Source organism: Pseudomonas sp. IT-P258, assembly GCF_949767825.1.
In the GTDB taxonomy this organism is placed as follows: domain Bacteria; phylum Pseudomonadota; class Gammaproteobacteria; order Pseudomonadales; family Pseudomonadaceae; genus Aquipseudomonas; species Aquipseudomonas monachiensis.
Genome location: NZ_CATKPU010000032.1, coordinates 291,312 through 310,791, shown reverse-complemented (window position 1 = coordinate 310,791; position 19,480 = coordinate 291,312). Strand labels below are relative to the sequence as shown.

Annotated in this window: 14 protein-coding genes; 6 read left to right on the top strand and 8 right to left on the bottom strand. The window is 60.3% G+C overall.

Translation table 11 applies throughout. The annotated features are described in order from the left end of the window. The first annotated feature begins 136 nt into the window (after positions 1-136). Positions 137-1,558, top strand: coding sequence for an amino acid permease (locus tag ACM6G4_RS14005; protein ID WP_409078259.1), 1,422 nt, complete (start codon positions 137-139; stop codon positions 1,556-1,558). 90 nt (positions 1,559-1,648) lie between these two features. Here the strand turns inward: ACM6G4_RS14005 and ACM6G4_RS14000 are convergent, their stop codons facing one another. Next, entirely contained in the window at positions 1,649-2,809 is a 1,161-nt protein-coding gene (locus ACM6G4_RS14000; protein WP_414913914.1) for an OpgC family protein, read from the bottom strand. Between the two features lie 244 nt (positions 2,810-3,053). Here ACM6G4_RS14000 and ACM6G4_RS13995 point away from each other — a divergent pair, with 244 nt between their 5' ends. The 3 genes from ACM6G4_RS13995 to ACM6G4_RS13985 are packed head-to-tail and all read left to right on the top strand — an operon-like array spanning position 3,054 to position 5,876. Further along, positions 3,054-3,428: a GtrA family protein gene (locus ACM6G4_RS13995; RefSeq protein ID WP_056721138.1), complete on the top strand. Its 375-nt coding sequence runs from the start codon at positions 3,054-3,056 to the stop codon at positions 3,426-3,428. Next, positions 3,425-4,366 (top strand): glycosyltransferase family 2 protein, encoded by a 942-nt coding sequence (locus ACM6G4_RS13990; RefSeq protein ID WP_056721135.1) that lies wholly within the window; start codon positions 3,425-3,427, stop codon positions 4,364-4,366. Before ACM6G4_RS13995 ends, ACM6G4_RS13990 begins: the two co-directional genes overlap by 4 nt. Position 4,367: 1 nt before the next feature. Next, the gene (locus ACM6G4_RS13985; protein ID WP_414913913.1) at positions 4,368-5,876 is read left to right on the top strand and encodes a glucosyltransferase domain-containing protein; all 1,509 of its coding nucleotides are present in this window, start codon (positions 4,368-4,370) and stop codon (positions 5,874-5,876) included. 27 nt (positions 5,877-5,903) lie between these two features. On the opposite strand, the gene ACM6G4_RS13980 is transcribed toward ACM6G4_RS13985, so the two are convergent. Together ACM6G4_RS13980 and ACM6G4_RS13975 are read right to left on the bottom strand one after the other, a co-directional pair. Then, positions 5,904-7,523 carry an FMN-binding glutamate synthase family protein gene (locus tag ACM6G4_RS13980; RefSeq protein ID WP_056721131.1) on the bottom strand — a complete coding sequence of 540 codons (1,620 nt, stop codon included), beginning with the start codon at positions 7,521-7,523 and terminating at the stop codon, positions 5,904-5,906. A 101-nt stretch (positions 7,524-7,624) separates the two neighbouring features. After that, positions 7,625-8,425: a helix-turn-helix transcriptional regulator gene (locus ACM6G4_RS13975; protein WP_056721129.1), complete on the bottom strand. Its 801-nt coding sequence runs from the start codon at positions 8,423-8,425 to the stop codon at positions 7,625-7,627. 124 nt (positions 8,426-8,549) lie between these two features. On the opposite strand from ACM6G4_RS13975, the gene ACM6G4_RS13970 reads away from it, so the two are divergent. Next, positions 8,550-9,371: a carbon-nitrogen hydrolase family protein gene (locus tag ACM6G4_RS13970; protein ID WP_414913912.1), complete on the top strand. Its 822-nt coding sequence runs from the start codon at positions 8,550-8,552 to the stop codon at positions 9,369-9,371. 240 nt (positions 9,372-9,611) lie between these two features. Continuing rightward, positions 9,612-10,937, top strand: coding sequence for an APC family permease (locus tag ACM6G4_RS13965; protein ID WP_414913911.1), 1,326 nt, complete (start codon positions 9,612-9,614; stop codon positions 10,935-10,937). A gap of 7 nt (positions 10,938-10,944) precedes the next feature. On the opposite strand, the gene ACM6G4_RS13960 is transcribed toward ACM6G4_RS13965, so the two are convergent. Genes ACM6G4_RS13960 through ACM6G4_RS13940 form a run of 5 tightly spaced genes read right to left on the bottom strand, consistent with a single transcriptional unit; the run spans position 10,945 to position 19,295 of the window. Continuing rightward, positions 10,945-12,351, bottom strand: a complete 1,407-nt coding sequence (locus tag ACM6G4_RS13960; protein WP_056721122.1) for an ATP-binding protein — start codon at positions 12,349-12,351, stop codon at positions 10,945-10,947. Beyond that, a complete protein-coding gene (locus tag ACM6G4_RS13955) occupies positions 12,348-14,162 on the bottom strand; it encodes a DAHL domain-containing protein (protein ID WP_414913910.1) in 1,815 nt (604 codons plus the stop codon). Before ACM6G4_RS13955 ends, ACM6G4_RS13960 begins: the two co-directional genes overlap by 4 nt. After that, a complete protein-coding gene (locus ACM6G4_RS13950; protein WP_409078254.1) occupies positions 14,159-15,163 on the bottom strand; it encodes a cytochrome-c peroxidase in 1,005 nt (334 codons plus the stop codon). The genes ACM6G4_RS13955 and ACM6G4_RS13950 overlap by 4 nt, the downstream gene beginning before the upstream one ends. Continuing rightward, positions 15,160-17,034 carry a putative bifunctional diguanylate cyclase/phosphodiesterase gene (locus tag ACM6G4_RS13945; protein WP_414913909.1) on the bottom strand — a complete coding sequence of 625 codons (1,875 nt, stop codon included), beginning with the start codon at positions 17,032-17,034 and terminating at the stop codon, positions 15,160-15,162. Before ACM6G4_RS13945 ends, ACM6G4_RS13950 begins: the two co-directional genes overlap by 4 nt. Beyond that, a complete protein-coding gene (locus ACM6G4_RS13940) occupies positions 17,031-19,295 on the bottom strand; it encodes an EAL domain-containing protein (RefSeq protein ID WP_414913908.1) in 2,265 nt (754 codons plus the stop codon). The genes ACM6G4_RS13945 and ACM6G4_RS13940 overlap by 4 nt, the downstream gene beginning before the upstream one ends. Between the last annotated feature and the right edge of the window lie 185 nt (positions 19,296-19,480).

The following is a 19,480-nucleotide window of genomic DNA, read 5'->3' as shown; positions in this document are numbered from 1 at the left end:
CCGCTGATCCTGCAGGTTTTGTCCTACAGGACGGTTCTGCTTACAAAGCAGGCCCGGTTTCGCGAAGCCATTGGCCTATCGGTCGGCGGCTTCAAAACTCGGTGGTCATATCCAACAACAAGATGAGGTGCCCCTTATGCCCGTAGGCAATCACCAGCCCCAAGGCGAGACCGCTCAGGGCGGTCCGCTTAAACGCGAACTCGGCGAACGGCATATTCGCCTGATGGCGCTCGGTGCCTGTATCGGCGTCGGCCTGTTCCTGGGCTCGGCCAAGGCCATTGAAATGGCCGGCCCGGCCATCATGCTGTCTTACATCATTGGCGGTCTGGCGATCCTGGTGATCATGCGCGCCCTCGGCGAGATGGCCGTGCACAATCCGGTCGCCGGCTCGTTCAGCCGTTACGCCCAGGACTACCTCGGCCCGCTGGCGGGATTCCTGACCGGCTGGAACTACTGGTTTCTGTGGCTGGTGACCTGCGTCGCGGAAATCACGGCCGTGGCGGTGTACATGGGCGTCTGGTTCCCCGATGTGCCGCGCTGGATCTGGGCGCTCGCCGCGCTGATCAGCATGGGCTCGATCAACCTGATCGCGGTCAAGGCCTTCGGTGAATTCGAGTTCTGGTTTGCCCTGATCAAGATCGTCACCATCGTTGCGATGGTGTTCGGCGGTATCGGCATCATCGCCTTCGGTTTCGGCAACGACGGCGTGGCCCTGGGGATTTCCAACCTGTGGACCCACGGCGGCTTCATGCCCAACGGCGTGCAAGGCGTGTTGATGTCCCTGCAAATGGTGATGTTCGCCTACCTGGGCGTGGAGATGATCGGCCTGACCGCCGGTGAAGCGAAGAACCCGCAAAAAACCATTCCCGACGCCATCGGCTCGGTGTTCTGGCGGATTCTGCTGTTCTACGTCGGTGCGTTGTTCGTGATCCTGTCGATCTACCCGTGGAACGAAATCGGCACCCAGGGCAGTCCGTTCGTGATGACCTTCGAGCGCCTGGGCATCAAGACCGCGGCGGGCATCATCAACTTCGTGGTGATCACCGCGGCGTTGTCGTCCTGCAACGGCGGTATCTTCAGTACCGGGCGCATGCTCTACAGCCTGGCGCAGAACGGCCAGGCCCCGGCGGGCTTTGCCAAGACCTCGAACAATGGCGTTCCACGTCGTGCATTGCTGCTGTCGATTGGTGCGTTGCTGCTGGGCGTACTGCTGAACTATCTGGTACCGGAAAAGGTGTTTGTCTGGGTGACGGCGATTGCCACCTTCGGCGCGATCTGGACCTGGGCGATGATCCTGCTGGCCCAGCTGAAATTCCGCAAAGGCCTGAGCGCCAGCGAAGCGGCTGGCCTGAAATATCGCATGTGGCTGTACCCGGTCAGCTCGTACCTGGCGCTGGCGTTCCTGGTGCTGGTGGTGGGCCTGATGGCGTACTTCCCGGACACCCGCGTGGCGCTGTATGTGGGCCCTGCGTTCCTGGTGCTGCTGACGGTGTTGTTCTACGTGTTCAAGCTGCAACCGACCCATGTTGCGCAAGGTGCCGCGCGTTCGGCTTCGTAAGTCGTAATGCCTGAAAGACAAAAGCCCCGGTCGTAAATGATCGGGGCTTTTTGGTTTTGAAGAGCAAATGATCGCAGCCTTCGGCAGCTCCTACAGGAGGATGCGGTCTGATTCTGTAGGAGCTGCCGCAGGTTGCGATCTTTTGATTGTCTGGTTCAAACGCTTGTTGAACTCCAGCCACGCCGCCAGCAACGCCATCAACCCGGCGCCCACCAGCGCCGTGAAGATCTGCATGGCAAAAGCATCGTCGGTCAATGCATTGACCATGTCCGCCAGGGGCGCCAGCAGCACGCCCAGACAGAAAATCTCCAGCGAGAAACGGCCCATGCGGCAACTTTGCTGCGCCAGCCAGTTTTGCGTCCATCCGCTGTCGGGAATCAGTTTCGCCGTGACGTAGGCCAGTGCGAGGAAATGCAGCAGGCGCACGGGTGACAGGTCGGTCTTGCTGATGGGGTACAGGACGTTTTGCAGGCTCGCCGGCACCACGGCATCGTGTATGTCCGGCCAACGCCACAGCACGGTCAACACACCCGCGACCACGACATACAACGCCGCACCGACAAACAACGGCTGGCGAACCAGTGGGCGGGATTCGGGCAGGCGCGGGCGCTGGCTGTGAATCGCAGCGGCACCGCCGAGCACGAACAGCAACTGCCAGGCGACCGGGTTGAAATACCACACGCCGTCCTTGATGGCGGCCAGGTTCCAGCCAGCCAGCGGCACCATCAGGTACAGCGCCAATGACATCGCGACCACCACCCAGGCCTGGCGCACCAGCAGGGGCAGCGCAAGGGGCAAGCCCGCCAACAGCACGATGTACAGCGGCAGCGGGTCCATCAGGTTCGGCTTGAAGCGCAACAGCAGTTCATCGATTAGCGCCTGCTGCGGGTTGCTGATGAAGTGATGCATGCCCATTTCCTCCACCAGGTCCCGTGTTTCCACGTGGCTGTTGGCGAAAAACACAATGCCCATCAGCATCGCCAGCAGGAAGATATGTACCACGTAGAGCACCCACGCCCGGCGCAGGATTTTCACGCAGGCGATCAGAAAGCCTTCGCGCGCCAGGACTTTGCCGTACGCCAATACGGACGCGAAGCCTGCCAGGAACACGAAAATCTCGGCTGCATCGCTGAAACCGAAGTTACGCAGGGTGATTTGCCCCAAGGGGTTGTGGGGCACGTGATCCCAGAAGATGAAGATCAGTGCCAGGCCACGAAAAAAGTCGATCCGGTGATCGCGCGCTAAGGTCATGACAGTAGGCTCGTAACAACGGGTGAAAATGGGATTGGCCACAGGCGCAAAGGCCACGTGCCCGATCGGCGGCGCGCAGGGTGTACTGATTCGCGGGCAATTGCAAAGTCGGGATATTACCGGATGTCTCGGGCGTTGCTTCAAGGCTCAACCGCTGGTCTGAAAGGTCCAACAACCTGCGATTTCTGACAGTAGACAGGCTCAAATACTATTGAATGCAACGTTCTGGAAGCGGGAGCCTCCCATGAGACTGTTGTGGAAAGGTCTGTCCAGTTACACGGTGATCGGGGTCGCCAACACCCTGATTCACTGGCAGATCTTTTTCCTGCTGAGCGTGGCGGCCAGCCTCAGCCAGGCGGTCAGCAACCTGGCTGCCTTTTGCGTGGCTGCGTCGTTTTCCTTCTACATGAACGCGCAATTTACCTTCGCCGCCAGTGCCACGGTCGCGGGTTATCTGCTGTTTCTTTTGGGCATGGGGGCATTGAGCCTGGGTGTCGGTCATCTGGGCGACATCTGGCGATTGCACGGTTTGTTCACCGTGGCCCTGTTTTCGGCGTTGAGCCTGGTGTTCGGTTTCCTGTATTCCAAATACGTGGTGTTTCGTGAGCGTGATCGATGAAAATCTCGCTCATTGTCCCGGTGTTCAACGAAGAGCAGTCCATCAACCTGTTTTATCAGGCGGTGCGACGGGAGTTGAGGCTGGGCGACACCGAAGTCGAGATCGTGTTCATCAACGACGGCAGCTCCGACCGCACGGCCGAACAGGCTACGGCACTGGCCCAGGCGGATGATCGGGTCATGCTGATCAATTTCTCGCGCAACTTCGGCAAGGAGCCGGCACTGTTTGCCGGCCTGGAATACGCCAGTGGCGATGCCGTGATCCCGATGGATGTCGACCTGCAGGACCCGATCAACGTCATTCCGTTGTTGATCGAACAATGGCAAAAGGGGGCCGACGTGGTACTCGCCAAGCGTCGCAGCCGGGCTGACGACGGCTACCTCAGGCGTCACAGCGCGTCGATTTTCTACCATGTGCTCAATCGCATCGCCTACACCCGCATCGAGGAAAACGTCGGGGACTTCCGGCTGATGGATCGCAAGGTGGTCGACGTGATCAGGTCCTTGCCCGAGCATCAGCTGTTCATGAAAGGCGTGCTGTCGTGGGCCGGGTTCAACACCGTGGTGGTGGAGTTCGAGCGGCCAGGAAGGGTGGCGGGGAGCAGCAAGTTCAATGGCTGGAAGCTGTGGAACCTGGCCCTGGAAGGCGTGACCTCGTTCAGTACCGTGCCGCTGCGCTTGTGGACTTACGTCGGTGGCGGCATTTCGATTTTCGCGGTGCTCTATGCGGTGTACATGGTGCTGGACAAGATTTTCTTCGGCAACAGCGTCCCCGGTTATCCGTCGCTGATGACCGCGATCCTGTTTCTCGGCGGCGTGCAGTTGATCGGCATCGGCATCCTCGGCGAGTACATCGGTCGCATCTACATCGAGGCCAAGCACCGGCCGCGTTATGTGATCAAGGACATCGTCGGTGGCAAAGACCGGGGCGGGCGTTAGCATGGGCCGGTTCAGCGACCTCTTCGTTCGCGAGCTCAGTCGGCATCAGGTCTGGCGGTTTTTTCTGTTTGCCACCCTGCTGTATATCCTGCCGTTGATCCTCGCCGATTATCCCTACATCGATGACAACTGGCGCTCGCTGTCGGCGGGCATGGCCTGGGCCGAGCAGGGCCGACTCTTCGCCCAGCTGTTCTACAACGCGCTGACCTTCAGCCATGCCGCGCCGAACATCTTTCCCTTGCCCTTGCTGATCGCCACGCTGGCCATGGCGTCGGCGCTGACCAGCCTGACGCTCCATTACTTTCACAAGCCAAGCGTCGCTTGTTGCCTGGTACTGTTGCCGCTCTGGTACAACCCGTTCTTCCTGCAAAACCTGTCCTATCAATACGACGGTCCCACCACGACCCTCAGCCTGGTGGCGGTGATCTACGCCATCACCTTCCGTCACCCGTGGCGTAGCGTGCAATGGCTGGTGCCGGCGTTCCTGATTGCATTGGCGCTGGGGTTGTATCAGGTCAGCCTGAATGTGTTCCTGGGCCTGTGTTGCCTGGAAATGCTCAGGGCCGCCAACGATAAGACGGCCCCGTTGTCATGGCGCGACCTGCTGGGCTGGAAAGCCGCCCAGGTCATCCTCGGCGGGTTGATCTACAGCGTCAGTGCGGGTCCGTACATGGACTCCAATCGCACATCGTTGCTCGATTGGACGGCGCACCCTTTTTTGCAGATCCAGATCAACATTGCCCGGGTCCTGGAAAAAGTCGTGCTGCTGTTCCATGGCGGATGGCTCTGGGTGTTCGGCGGGTTACTGTTGATCGCGATAGCCGGGGCGGTGCGGTTGGGATTGAACATAGCGGTGCGCCAGGACGGTGGGCCAAAGAAGCTGTTGATCGGCCTGATGTGTTTGTTGATTTTGCCGGTGGTGACGCTGCTGGTGTCCGGTGTCGCGCTGTTTTTTCGCGACTTCAACGAAGGCGCCCGCACCTTGATGGGCTTCGCCGTGTTGTTGGTGTTGCTGTTCTACCTGGGGCATCTGGCGCTGGCCTCGATCCATGAGCGGCTGCCGCTGCTGTTGATGATTCCCCTGTTGGCCATGTTGTCGCTGTCGTTCGCCTATGGTCGGGTGCTGACGGTGCAGAAAACCTTTGCGTCCACGGCACTGGCCGGTCTTGCGTACGACATCGCCAGCCACCAGTCGCTTCGCGAAGCCAGGCGGATCTACATCTCGGTGAGTTATTCCGACTATTGGTTAGTGGCGGCGGCAGGCTCATTCAAGCAGTTGCCGGTGCTGCACTATTTGCTCAATACCGACTTTTACATGCTGGCCGAAAACCTGCCGAAAGCGGGGATCACCAACGTGGTGGCGGAGCAGGAGCGGCGCAACGCGACGCGGGTCGGGTACCAGGGTTATCCGGCGCTGGTGGACAGCCAGTTCTACCGGATTTACCTGATCGGTGATTACGGTTTTATCGTGATGAAGGAACCGACCCCGAGCAAAATACTGCGCTGGTAACGCGCGATTTTGATCGGGGTGGCGAAGTCATGCCGCCGCTATGTCATTGGGCTCGAAACTGTCGGCCCGGGCCATCTGCCACATCCGCGAGTAGAACTCGCCGTTCACTTCGCCAGTCAGCAATTCCCCCGGTTTGAGGAACACGTGCAACTGCGAGAACAATTTGATCTCGGTCGCCGACATGCGTCGCACCAGATGCTTGGCTGACAGCTGCGACGGGTGTTCGAGGCCGGCGGCGGCGAGCATTTCCGCCAGGGCCTTGAGGGTGTTGCGGTGGAAGTTGAACACGCGCTGGGCCTTGTCCGGAACCACCAGCGCGCGCTGGCGCAGGGTGTCCTGGGTGGCGACGCCGGTCGGGCATTTATTGGTGTGGCAGCTCTGCGACTGAATGCAGCCGATGGCGAACATGAAACCGCGCGCCGAGTTGGCCCAGTCGGCGCCGATGGCCAGCACGCTGGCGATGTCGAAGGCGCTGACGATCTTGCCGCTGGCGCCGAGCTTGATCTTGTCCCGCAGGTTCAGGCCCACCAGGGTGTTGTGCACGAACAGCAGGCCTTCGCGCATCGGCACGCCGATGTGGTCGGTGAACTCCACGGGCGCGGCGCCGGTGCCGCCTTCCTTGCCGTCGACGACGATGAAGTCCGGGAGGATGCCCGTCTCCAGCATGGCCTTGGCGATGCCCATGAACTCCCACGGATGGCCGAGGCAGAACTTGAAGCCCACCGGTTTGCCGCCGGACAATTCACGCAGTTGCGCGATGAAATGCATCATTTCAATCGGCGTGGAAAACGCAGTGTGGCGCGACGGTGACACGCAGTCCTCGCCCATCAGGATGCCGCGGGTTTCAGCGATTTCCCGGGTGACCTTGTGCTTGGGCAGGATGCCGCCGTGGCCGGGCTTGGCACCCTGGCTCATCTTGATTTCGATCATCCGTACCTGCGGCGTCCGGGCTTGCGCCGCAAAGCGTTCCGGGTCGAAACGGCCGTCGCTGGTGCGGCAGCCGAAGTAACCGCTGCCCAGTTCCCAGGTCAGGTCGCCACCGTTTTCCCGGTGATAGGGGCTGATGCTGCCTTCGCCGGTGTCATGGGCGAAGTTGCCGAGCTTGGCACCCTGGTTCAGCGCGCGGATGGCGTTGGCGCTGAGGGAGCCGAAACTCATGGCCGAGATATTGAACACTGACGCTGAATACGGCTGGGTGCACTGCGGGCCGCCGACGGTGACGCGGAAACTGCTCGGGTCGCTCAAGGGCGCGGGGCGCATGGAGTGGCCGATGAATTCGAAACCCGACTGATACACGTCAATCAGCGTGCCGAAGGGTTTGTCGGCGGTTTCATTCTTGGCCCGGGAATAGACCAGCGAGCGCTGGGCCCGGGAGAAGGGCAGGGCGTCGCTGTCGGATTCGAGCAGGTACTGGCGGATCTCCGGGCGGATGCCTTCGACCAGGTAGCGGATATTGCCGAGGATCGGGTAATTGCGGCGCACTGCGTGGGGGCTTTGCAGCAGATCGAACACACCGATCAGGCTGAGGACAGCGGTGACGGCGGTGATCGGCCAGAGCCAGTCATAGTCAAGAAAAGGCAGGCTGGCGAGGGTGAATATCACGCAGGCGGCAAAGAAGGCGTAGCGGCTCAGGAGTGACAGGCTCATACGGTTTCCTTGGGTTCGGACTCGAGTTTAAAGATCGCAGCCTTCGGCAGCTCCTACAGGGAATGCGATCCATGTAGGAGCCGCCGAAGGCTGCGATCTTTTCAGGCATTTTGTGCCTGGAGAAAAATCGAAAACAGCTCGGACTGGGATTTGATCCCCAGCTTGCTGTACATGTGTTTCTTGTGGACTTTCACGGTTTCGACAGAGATTTCCAGCTTACGGGCGATTTCTTTACTGGAGCAACCGCTGAGCATCAAACGCCCGACATCCAGCTCCCGGGCCGTCAACTGCGCGCCTTTGAGCTGCTGCACCGAGGCTTCCAGCTGTACCCGCCAGTCGGCGTGTGGCGGTGCGGGGGCCAGGGCCACGGCTTCGTTGATGTCGTAGGGTAGACGCTGGCGCAACAGGCCGAGCACCCACGGCTGGATCAACGACAACAAGGCGATCTGCTGGCCGCTGAAGCGCTGCTTGCTACCCAGTGACAGGCACAGCGTGCGGTCGCCTTCGAGCTGGCAATTGAACTGGATTTCATCGGCCACCACATTCAGGCGAAAGTAGCGCTGGTAATACTCGGTCAGCTCGAAGTGCTCCGGGGCTACTTCCGACAGACGATAAAGCCCGGTGCGCGACTGCTCGCGGCAGGCGATGTAGAAGGGGTCGAGCAGGTACAGGCCGCGCAGGTAGTCCTGGAACAACTGGTCAGGGCTGCCGTCTTCGCCGGGGCATTCGGCGAACACTTGCGGGCGCTGATCGGCACTGAAAAGCAGCGCCACCCAGCTGTCGAAGGGTACGTACTGGTCCAGCAGGCGTACAAGCCGGGTCCAGAAATTGGGCTTGTCCAGGGCGTCGATCAGTTGCCCCACCGAGCGGTGCCAGGCGATGTCGTCCAACGAGAGTGTCATGCATCTACCCCTATCGTGTTACCCCAGCGGCGTGATTCCCCGCCCGGTTGCTTGGTGCGCATACTGGCGCACAGACACCGACCGGGCAATCTTTCTGCCGCCCGGCCCATGACAAGGAATACCCATGAAGGTCGAACTCGCCCAATTGGCAGGCCGTGACAACGACACGGCCTACAACCTCGAACGCACTCTGGCGGCGATGGCCGCGTGTGCAGCCGATACGCAGCTGATCCTGTTCCCCGAAGGCCACTTGATGGGCTTCCCTTCGGCCGAGTCCGTGGCCGAGGTGGCCGAACCACTGGACGGCCTGTCCGTCAGCGCGGTAATCGCCGCCGCCCGCCAGCGCAATATCGGCGTGGCCATCGGCATGGCCGAGAACGACAACGGCCGCTTCTACAACACCACGCTGTTGATCACCCCTGAAGGCATCGCGCTGAAGTACCGCAAGACTCACTTGTGGGCCTCGGATCGCGGCGTCTACGAGGCGGGCGATCGCTACGCCACCTGCCTGTGGAACGGCGTGCGCGTGGGCCTGCTGATTTGCTACGACATCGAATTCCCCGAAAGCGCCCGTGCCCTGGCGCAACTGGGGGCCGAACTGTTGATCGTCACCAACGGCAACATGGACCCCTACGGCCCGACCCACCGCACCGCGATCATGGCCCGCGCCCAGGAAAACCAGGCGTTTGCGCTGATGGTCAACCGGGTGGAAGAGGGTGACGGTGGTTTGCTGTTTGCCGGCGGCAGCGCATTGGTCGATCCAATGGGCACCTTGTTGTTCGAAGCCGGACGCGAGGAAGGGCAGTTTGCGGTGGAGCTGGACCTGAACCAGCTGACGGCGGCACGCCAGGATTACCGTTATCTGGATGATCAGCGGCTGAGGTTGCCGGGGGAGGTGGTCGAGCATGTTTCCGGGGTGCGGGAGCTGCTGATTCCCAAGAGCTGATCCGGATTCCGTGTTGGCTGGGCTGACGCCTTCGCGAGCAAGCCCGCTCCCACAGGAGGGCTCCAGTGGATTCAGATTTTGTGAACGACACAAATCCTGTGGGAGCGGGCTTGCTCGCGAAGAGGCCATCGCAGACAGCACACCTGTTTGACCATTCACCCAAGAACAACAACGCAACACCCGTAACTTGCGCCGAACTCGGCTCTGCCATAAATCCAATAAAATCCGGAGTAGTCGCTCATGGCTCGTTTGCAACGCACCCTGTCACTAGGGTCGGTGGTGCTGTTTGGCATCGCCTACATGACGCCGATCATTGTGCTCGGCACCTTTGGCATACTCGCCCAATCCACCGCCGGCATGGTCCCGGCCGCGTACCTCGCGGCGCTGGTGGCGATGTTCTTTACCGCCATGAGCTACGGGCGCATGGCCTCGGCGTTCCCGGTGGCCGGCTCGGCCTACAGCTACGTGCGCAAGGCCATCAGCCCGAAGCTCGGGTTCATCGCCGGTTGGGCGGTGCTGCTCGATTACCTGTTCCTGCCCATGGCGATCTGGCTGATCGGCGCGGCTTACCTCAACTCCGCATTCCCGGCGGTGCCGCAGTGGATCTGGGTACTGGCGTTCATCGGCATCACCAGCGCGATCAACATCGTCGGCCTGAAACTGGCCAACGGCATCAATGCCTTGCTAATGCTGGTGCAGTTTCTGGTACTGATCGCCTTCGTCGCACTGTGCGTGCATTACGTCGGCGGTGATGCAAGCACGCCGTTGTGGTCGATCAAACCGTTCTTCAATGGCGACATGCAGATGCCGCTGATCATGAGCGGCGCGGCCATCGCCTGTTACTCGTTCCTGGGCTTCGACGCGGTCAGCACCCTGACCGAGGAAACCCGTGATCCACGCCGCACCATTCCCCGGGCGATCATGCTGATCACCCTGATCGGCGGGCTGATTTTCGTCGGTGTGTCGTACTTCGTGCAGGTCGCCCATCCGTCGTTCCAGTTCGACAGCGTCGACTCGGCGGCCTATGAAATTGCCCGCAACATCGGTGGCGACCTGTTCGTCTCGATCTTCCTGATCGGCCTGATCGTCGGCCAGTTCGCCTCGGGCCTGTCGGCCCAGGCCAGCGGTTCGCGGCTGCTGTACGCCATGGGCCGCGACGGCGTCTTGCCGAAGTCGTTTTTCGGCACCTTGCACGAACGCTTCGGCACGCCGATCAACAGCATCCTGCTGTGCGCGGTGGTGGCGTTGCTGGCACTGAAACTGGACGTCACCACCTCGACCTCGTTCATCAACTTCGGCGCGTTCCTGGCGTTCAGCCTGGTGAACCTGTCGGTGATCTTCCATTACTGGATCGCTGGCGAAAACAAAGGTCTGCGCGAGTTCGTGTTGTTCCTGCTGTTCCCGTTCATCGGCCTGGCAGCGGATTTGTGGCTGATGGTCAGCCTCGATCACCTGGCGATTTACCTGGGCTTGAGCTGGCTGGCAATCGGCGTGGTGTACCTGGCGGTGCTGACCGGCGGGTTCCGTCGGCAGCCGCCGGAAATGGACTTCCAGGAAGCGCTCTGAGGCGCCGTCAGGCGGCCGGTCGGGTCTGGCGTAGCGGTAGTTGTACGCGAAACGTCGTCCCGCTCCCCAGCTCGCTGCTCACCGAAATATCGCCACCGTGTTTTTTCACAATGCCGTAGGACAGGGACAGGCCGAGCCCTGTCCCTTGGCCCACCGGTTTAGTAGTGAAAAACGGATCGAAGATTTTTTGCAGGGTGTCGGGCGCGATGCCTGATCCTGTATCGGCGATTTCGATCCATGCCGTCTCGCCCTGCGTCCCGGTGCGAAGGGTGATGGTGCCGCGTTCGGGGCCCATGGCCTGCGCGGCGTTGACCACGAGGTTCATGATGACCTGGTTGATTTGCGACGGCAGGCACTCGATTTCCGGCAGCACCTGATAGTCTTTGACTACATCCGCCTTGTACTTGAGTTCGCTGGCGACGATGTTCAGTGTCGACTCGATGCCCTGTTGCAGATTGGCCCATTGCCATTCCTGATTGTTGTCGATCCGGGAGAAGTCTTTCAGGTCCCTGACGATCTGCCCGACCCGGCTGATTCCCTCCTTCGACTCTTTGATCAGCAGCGGCACATCCTCGCGCAGATACTCAAGTTCGATCTGCTCGCGCATGTGCTCAAGTTGCAACGCTGTCTGGCTGCCCGCCAGGACCTGTTCAGCGCTGTGATAGGCGTCGAGCATGGTCAGCAATTGCTGAAAGTAACCGTCAAGAGTGCCAAGGTTGGAGGAGATGAACCCGATCGGATTGTTGATTTCATGCGCGACACCGGCCGCCAGTTGGCCCAGCGAAGCGAGCTTCTCCGATTGCACCAACTGGCCTTCCAGTTGCTTGCGCTCGTCGATTTCCCGCTGCAAAGCCTCGCTGGCCTGTTTGAGCTGGGCGGTGCGCTGATCCACCAGGTGTTCCAGGTGATGCATCTGCAGCGAGGCCCGTTCGGTCATTTCCCATTTGGTCAGCAAGGTGTTGGCCATCTGCTTGACTTCGATATTGTCGAACGGTTTCTTCAAGATCAGCAGCCGGTCATGGGCATTCAGACGATTGAGCAGATCGTCCCAGGAATAATCGGAGTAGGCGGTACAGACCACCACCTGTAATTGCGGATCCTGCTGCCACAGGTGTTCGATGGTCTTTGCCCCGTCCCAGCCGTCGGGCATACGCATGTCGACAAACGCCAGCGCGTAGGGGCGTTGTTCCTGCAGCGCGAGGTTGAGTTTGCCCAGGCCTTCTTCGCCACCATAGGCCGAATCCAGTTCGAAAATCGGGCGCTCGGGTTGGGTCTGTTCGCCAAACAATGCGGCCTCCATCTCGTCGAGTTCTGCCGAGTGAGCCTGGGGCGGGGCGAGGATCTTGCGAAAGTCGTCGTGGATCGACGGCATGTCGTCGATTAGCAGAATGCGGCGGTTCGAGAGCTCACTCATGCGTTCTCCGTTACGGTGATCAGCGGTATCTGCAAGGTAAACAACGCGCCAAGGCCGGGGCCGTCGCTGTGGGCGGTGAGGTGGCCATTCATCTCGATGGCCGCCAGCGCGCAGCTGTGCAGGCCGAAACCATGACCTTCCTTGCGGGTGGTGAAACCGTGGGCAAAGATCCGCGTCATGTTTTCCGGGGCGATACCTTCGCCATCATCCCTGACGCTGATTTCCAGGAAAGTGTCATCGACGATTCGCACACCGAGGGTCATTTCCCTTGAGCGGTTGTTGAGGTCGGACATTGCGTACTTGGCATTGCTGATCAGGTTGATCAGGATCAGCAGCAAGCGGTGCTTGTCCCCCATCACCTGAGGCACCTCGCTGTATTCCTTGATCACCGTGACGTGATGCCGGGCCAGCGCACCGGTATTCATGCGCAGTGCGTCTTCGAGCAGTTCGCTGATGTACAGCGGTTCGGTGATGCTGTTGGCCCCGGCATAGGATTGCTGGGTGGCAACGATGTCCTTGATATGGTCGACGCTCTTGCTCATCTGACCCAGTTCGTCGGCCATCTCCTGCTGTTCCTGGGCGATGGCGCCGACCAGTTGATTGAGATAACCGGGCAGTAGCTTGCCCTTTTCGTCCTCGGTCAGGAAATGGCCAAGATCCTCCGGATGGCCGTTGATCAGTTGCATTGCCTTGCCCAGTCCGAGGGTCTTGCTGCTGCGAAGCTTTCGTGCAATCAGGTCGGCAGAGATGTTCACGCTATTGAGCACGTTGCCGACGTTGTGCAGCACGTTGGTCGCGATTTCGGCCATGCCGGCCTGGCGCGCGGCGCCGAGCAGTTCGCTCTGGGCATTCCTGAGCTCGCGGGTACGTTCCTCGACCCGCTGTTCGAGCACGTCGTTGGCGGTTTGCAGAGCATTGTTGACCCGGTTGATCTCGGCGAAGCTGCGGATCAGCCGAAATGCCAGCCACATCAGCAGTAACACCAGCAGGCCGGAAAACGCCAGCAGGTAGAAATGGTATTTCTTGTCGATTTTCTCGGACCGTTGCTGATCCAGGTTGAGCATGTTGGTGATGTCGTCTAGACGATCCGCCACGGGAACCGCTTCGATGTCTTCGAGCAAAGCGTTGACAAGCGGCTGCTCGCGCAGGATCAGGGCGACGTGATTGCTGAGGATCCTGATCGGGGTATGAAACTCCCCAGGCAAGCGTTGCGCGTTCACCGCCAGTTTGCTCAGCCCCACCTGAATGTCGGCGGCTTTGTCGACGGAGGTGACCTGGGCGAACTCCAGGGCACTGAGCAACAGGTCATAGGTATCGGTGGCGATATTTTGCACTTGCAGCTTGTCGAGGTCAGGCAGGTTAGCCAGTTGCGCATGGATGTCGTCCTCGGCGGTGGGCAGGAAGGCCAGCGAGTTGCGCAACAAAGCGTTGTGCGACTTGAACTGCTCCACCAGTCGGGTCTTTTCCTGCATCGCCTGCAGAAAAGCCTCGTGGGCATCGCTCCATTGCTGTGAGTCGTTGCGCCCATGACCTGACTCCATGGTATCGAACTGCTCCCATAGCCGGTTCATCTCGTTCATTGGCGAAACCAGAGGGTCGTAGTTATGCGAAATCGCCACCCGGGACTTGAGGACCTCGTTTTCCCACTGGGCGTCCTGCTGTTTCATCAGGCGGATCAGATCCCGGGACTCCGAGTAGGTCACGGTCTGTTCCGAGTTGGATTTGAAGTACAGAAAAACCAGGGTCGAGGCCAGGAGCACGGCGACGAGCGCGAGTAACAGCAGGCTGAAGCGGCGTGAAAGCTTTATCATGACTTGCCCTTCCATTCGCCGGTCAGGGTCTTGAGAAATTTCACAATCAGCGCTTTGTCTTCAGCGCTCGGCATGCGCCCCAACTGGTACTGGAACATGACGTCCACGGCTCTTTCGAGGGTGGGCGCCGAGCCGTCGTGAAAGTAGGGGGCGGTCAGCGCGACATTGCGCAGGCTCGGGACCTTGAACACCGAGCGGTCCGCTTCGTCACCGGTAATGTTGAACCGTCCCTGGTCAGCGACGGTCGGGTTGCCGCGATCGGCGATGTAATCACCGAACACCCCGAACTTCTGGAACATGTTGCCACCGATGTTCACGCCCTGATGACAGGCGATGCAGCCGTAGTCCTTGAAGCGCTGATAGCCGTATTTCTCGTCGAGGGTCAGGATGCTTGTATTGCCCAGCAGGTATTGATCGAAACGGGATCCGGGCGTCAGCAGGGTGCGCTCGTAGGCGGCCAGTGCGCTCTGTATATTGGCCTTGGTCACTGCCTTCGGGAACGCCGCGCTGAAGCCTGCGCGGTAGTCTGGATCCTCGTTGATCCGCTGGATGATGGTGTTCCAGTCGCTGCCCATTTCGTGGGGACTGGTAATGACGACGTTGCTTTGCGCCTCGAGCGTTTCGACGCGGCCGTCCCAGAATTGGCGAAAGTTGAGGCTGGCGTTGAATACCGTCGGCGTGTTGATCGATACCGGTTGTCCATCGAAGCCGAGGGAAAGCGCGCGGGTGTCGGCTCCGCTCTTGTCCAGTTGATGACAACTGGCGCAGGACAGGGTGTTGTTGACTGACAGGCGCGGATCACTGAAGAGCTTGCGACCGAGTTCGACCTGAGCGGGGTTCTGTTTCGGTATCTCGGGCAACGGTTTGAGCGGTTCGTCCAGCGGCGCGGCACCGGCGATAGCACTGAGCCCGTAAAGCAGGATCGCAAGGGAGTGGGGGACAAGGGAGATGGGCCATCGTCTCGCGAATTTACCGCCGGACTGTCGTGTCTGCCTGTTCATGAGTCGTCTCGCTGTTCTGCCCAGCCAACGGCCAGCAGCCGCGCAAAAGAGTCTGCCGGCAGGGCCTTGCTGAAGTAGTAACCTTGGCCTTCCTCACATTGATGGGTCTTGAGAAACGCCAGTTGTTCCTCGGTCTCGACGCCTTCGGCGATGACATTCAGATCGAGGCTCCTGCCCAGGCTGATGATCGCGCTGACCAGGGCGGCATCGTTGGTGTCATTGCTCAAGCCACGAATGAACGACTGATCGATTTTCAGCACATCGATGGGGAACCGGCGCAGATAGCTCAAGCTGGAATAGCCGGTTCCGAAGTCATCGATGGCCAGCCGCACTCCTAGCGTCTTCAGCCGGTTCAGTGCGGTCATGGTCGCCTCGACGTTCTGCATCAGTACACCTTCGGTGATCTCCAGTTCCAGCAGACAGGGGGGTATTCCCGTCTGTGTGAGTATCTGTTCGACGCCTTCGACGAAATCACGTTGGCGAAAGTCGATGGCCGATGTGTTGACTGACATGCGGATCGCCGGGAGGCCGGCTGCTTGCCAGCGTTGTGCCTGACGACAGGCTTCGGCCAGAACCCACTTGCTCAGTGGCACGATCAGGCCGCTGTCTTCGGCCACGGGGATGAACTCGGACGGATAGACCAGGCCATGCCCGGGTTTTTGCCAACGCACCAGCGCCTCCGCACCGACTACCCGTCCGCTGCTCAGTTCGATTTTCGGTTGGTAGTGCAGGACGAATTCGTGCCTTTGCAGGGCCTGACGAATGCCCGATTCGATGCTCTGCTGCTCCCTGGCACGCTGGTTCATGGCTTCGATGAAGAAACCGATGTCGTTCGGACCGCTCTCCTTGACATGGCGCATGGCGGACTCGGCTTTTTTGATCAGGTCAATGGCCTCGAACCCGTCATCGGGGTAAACGCTGATACCCAGGCTGGCGGTGATGCTGATCTCCTGGCCGGCGATCGACTGTGGGCTGCGCACGGCACTCAGCAGTTTTTCGGCGATGCCGCGGGTCTGCTGGGGGTGGTTGATGTCGCTGAGGATCACCACGAATTCGTCGGCGCCATAGCGAAAGACCGAGTCGGACTCTCGCACGTACTTGAGCAGTTGTTGCCCGACCCGTTTGAGCATTTCGTCCCCGGCCGGGTGGCCCAGCGCGTTGTTGATGCGCTTGAACCGATCCAGTCCGAGAAACATCACCACCAGGTGCTTGTCATGGCGTCGGGCAGCGGCCAGCGACTGGCTCAGGCGATCACCCAGCAAAGTGCTGTTGGGCAGCCCAGTGAGGGCGTCGTACTGCAGCAGGTGCGACACCTTGAGCAGTTCGTGTACCCGTGCCTCGATGGTCTGCTCAAGGCTCAACAACTTCAGCGCCGCGTCCTGTGCCAATTGCCATTTCCAGGTCAGGGCATTGGCCATCTGGCGGATTTCCAGGGTATCGAAAGGTTTTTTCAGAATCAGCAACTGGTCACCGAGCTCCAGTCGTTCGGCCATGGCTTCCCAGCTGTAGTCGGTATAGGCGGTGCACAAGGCAATTTGCAGGTTCGGGTCGGCATTCCACAGGTGTTCAATGGTTTCAAGACCGTCCCAGCCAGGCGGCATACGCATGTCGATAAACGCCAGGGCATAGGGGTGGCCATCGGCCAGTGCGCGTTCGACCAACGCCAGGGCTTCCTTGCCCTGGTAGGCGGAGTCGAGCTGGAAGTTGAGGCGCGAAGATTGCCGAGTCCCGAACAGTGAGTGTTCGAGACTGTTCAGATCCGCTTCGCCGTCGGTGTTCGGGGTGAGGATTTTGCGAAAATCGGCATGGATCGCCGGTGTATCGTCGATGATGAGAATACGTCGGTTGGTCTGGGAGAAAAGTGTTTTCATTCCTCATCCTCCCTGGAGGATGGGGGCGCCATGTTCCCGTCCTTGAGCAACCGGGCCGCTTGTTCCGCGCTTACGGCCTCGCTGAAGTACAGGCCTTGTGCGCTTGGCAGCGGGGCGGTTGACGCTGGCGCGCGGGGCCGATCCGATGGCTGGACGCCTTCGGTAATGATGCCGATTCCCAGGTCCCGGGCGAAGTTGACGATTGCCCGCAGGCTGTTGGCGCCAGCCGCATCCTGAGTCGCGCCGTCGATAAAGGATTGGTTGAGCTTCAGGTGATTGACCCGGTAGGTTTTCAGGTAATCGAATGATGAATATTCGGTGCCGAAATCATCGATGGCGATTTTTACCCCCAGCTCACGCAGTCGTGGCAGCACATCGTTTTGGGTCCACTTGGTTTGTGCCAGAGTCGCTTCGGTCACGTCGAAACGCAGGTCCCAGGGGGCGAGTTCCCAGCGCGCAGTGGTGCGCAGCACGTCGTAAATGAGCTCCGGACCACTCTTTAGCTGCGCCAGGGACAGTTTGATCGCCATCACGGGGGGCGCCATTCCCTCGTTACGCCACAGGCTCATCTGCCGGCAGGCCTGATCCAGCACCCAGCGCCCGAGAGGGATGATGGCACCGGTCTTTTCCGCCGCGGGCACGAAGGCCGGCGCCAGCAGTTCGCCGCGCCGGGGATGACACCAGCGCACTTGCGCTGCCATGCCCAGGATCCTGCCGCTGTGCATATCCACTTCCGGAACGTAATGCAGCGCCAGTTCATCGCGCTCGATGGCCGTCATCAAGTCATTGGCGATGGCCATGCGCTCGGCCACTTCTTGGGTGATCTCCTGCGAGTGGAAGTGATATTGGTTGCGGCCCATTTCCTTGGAGCGGTACAGCGCCATGTCCGCCTGGCTCAGCAGGCTGTCGGCGTCGAGGCAGGCGACGCCGTAGCTACTGATGCCTATGCTGACTGAAATATGCAGGGCATTGCCGGCGAGGTTGTACGGCGTCAGCAGCGCATCGCGGATATTGGCCGCCATGGCGGCGGACTGGGTCGGGTCGCTGACGTCCAGTTGCAGGATCGCGAACTCGTCCCCGCCCAGGCGTGCCACCACATCGTTTTCCCGCACGCCGAATTTGATGCGCCGGGCCACTTCCTGCAACAGCAGATCACCCACCGGGTGGCCGAGGGTGTCGTTGATCCGCTTGAAGTGATCAAGGTCCAGATAAAATACCGCGAATGCCTCTGCGCCTCGACGTGCGGCAGCAAAGGCCTGATGCAGGCGTTCGATCAGGGTGGCGCGGTTGGCCAGGCCGGTGAGCCCGTCCGTGCGGGCGAGCAGGGCCATTTTTTCTTCGGCCTGCCGGCGTTCGGTAATGTCGAGAATGATCCCCTCGACTTCCAGCAGGCGACCGTCATGGTCGCGTACGGGAATGTAGCGGTTCTCTACCCAGCGCCATGCTCCCTGGCCGGTGCGCAGGCGAAATTCAATCGAGGCGCCCAGCGCATGACGGTCCAGCACCCGGGCCATGGCCGCATCGACACTGGCCTGGTCTTCCGGGTGGATCAACTGCTGGGCCCAGTTGGCCGAGCCCACCAGATCGGCGGCGACGTGTCCGTAGCGGGTGATGTTATGGGAAATGTACATCAGCGGAAACGACGGTTCGCCACGCAACCGGTAAAGGATGGTCGGGCTGTTCTGCACGATGATATTGGCGTCGGACAGTTCCCGGGTGCGTTCCTGGACCGCTTGTTCCAGCAGGTTCATCTTGAGCGCGGCGTCTTCGGTCATCTGCCATTTGACCGTGAGGGCGCTGGCCATCTGGCGTATTTCAATTGCATCGAAGGGCTTCTTCAGAATCAGCAGGCGGTCGTTCAGCGCCAGCCGTCGGTCGATGTCCTCCCAGGAGTAGTCGGAGTAGGCAGTGCACAGCGCCACCTGCAGTTTGGGATCGACCTGCCACAACCGTTCGATGGTCTCCAGGCCATCCCAGCCCGGTGGCATTCGCATGTCGATGAAAGCCATGGCGTAGGGGCGATCGTTCGCCAGGGCGGCTTCGAGTTTGTCCAGGGCTTCGCGGCCCTGGAACGCCGAGTCCAGTTCAAAGTGTTGGGCCGGTGTGGTGGACAGGGTGCCGAACAGGAGGTTTTCGGTTTGCCCAAGACTGTCATCCTCGACAGTGGCCGGGCTGAGTATCTTGGCGAAATCGGCATGAATCGACGCGGTATCGTCGACGATGAGCACACGACGATTGATGCGCGTCTGCCAGGTGTTCATGGGGCGGTACCGGCAGGAGTACGCGCGTTCATTTTCGGGAGCATCCTTTTCCCTCGTCACATGGCTGCCAGCAGGCCGGTTGTACAGTCCATTGCGTTGAGCATAGTCGCCATTGGCCATTTTGCCCGCAGAACTCAAAACAATAATTAGCGCGAGCGATACGGAAAATCATCTAGCCTGTCATT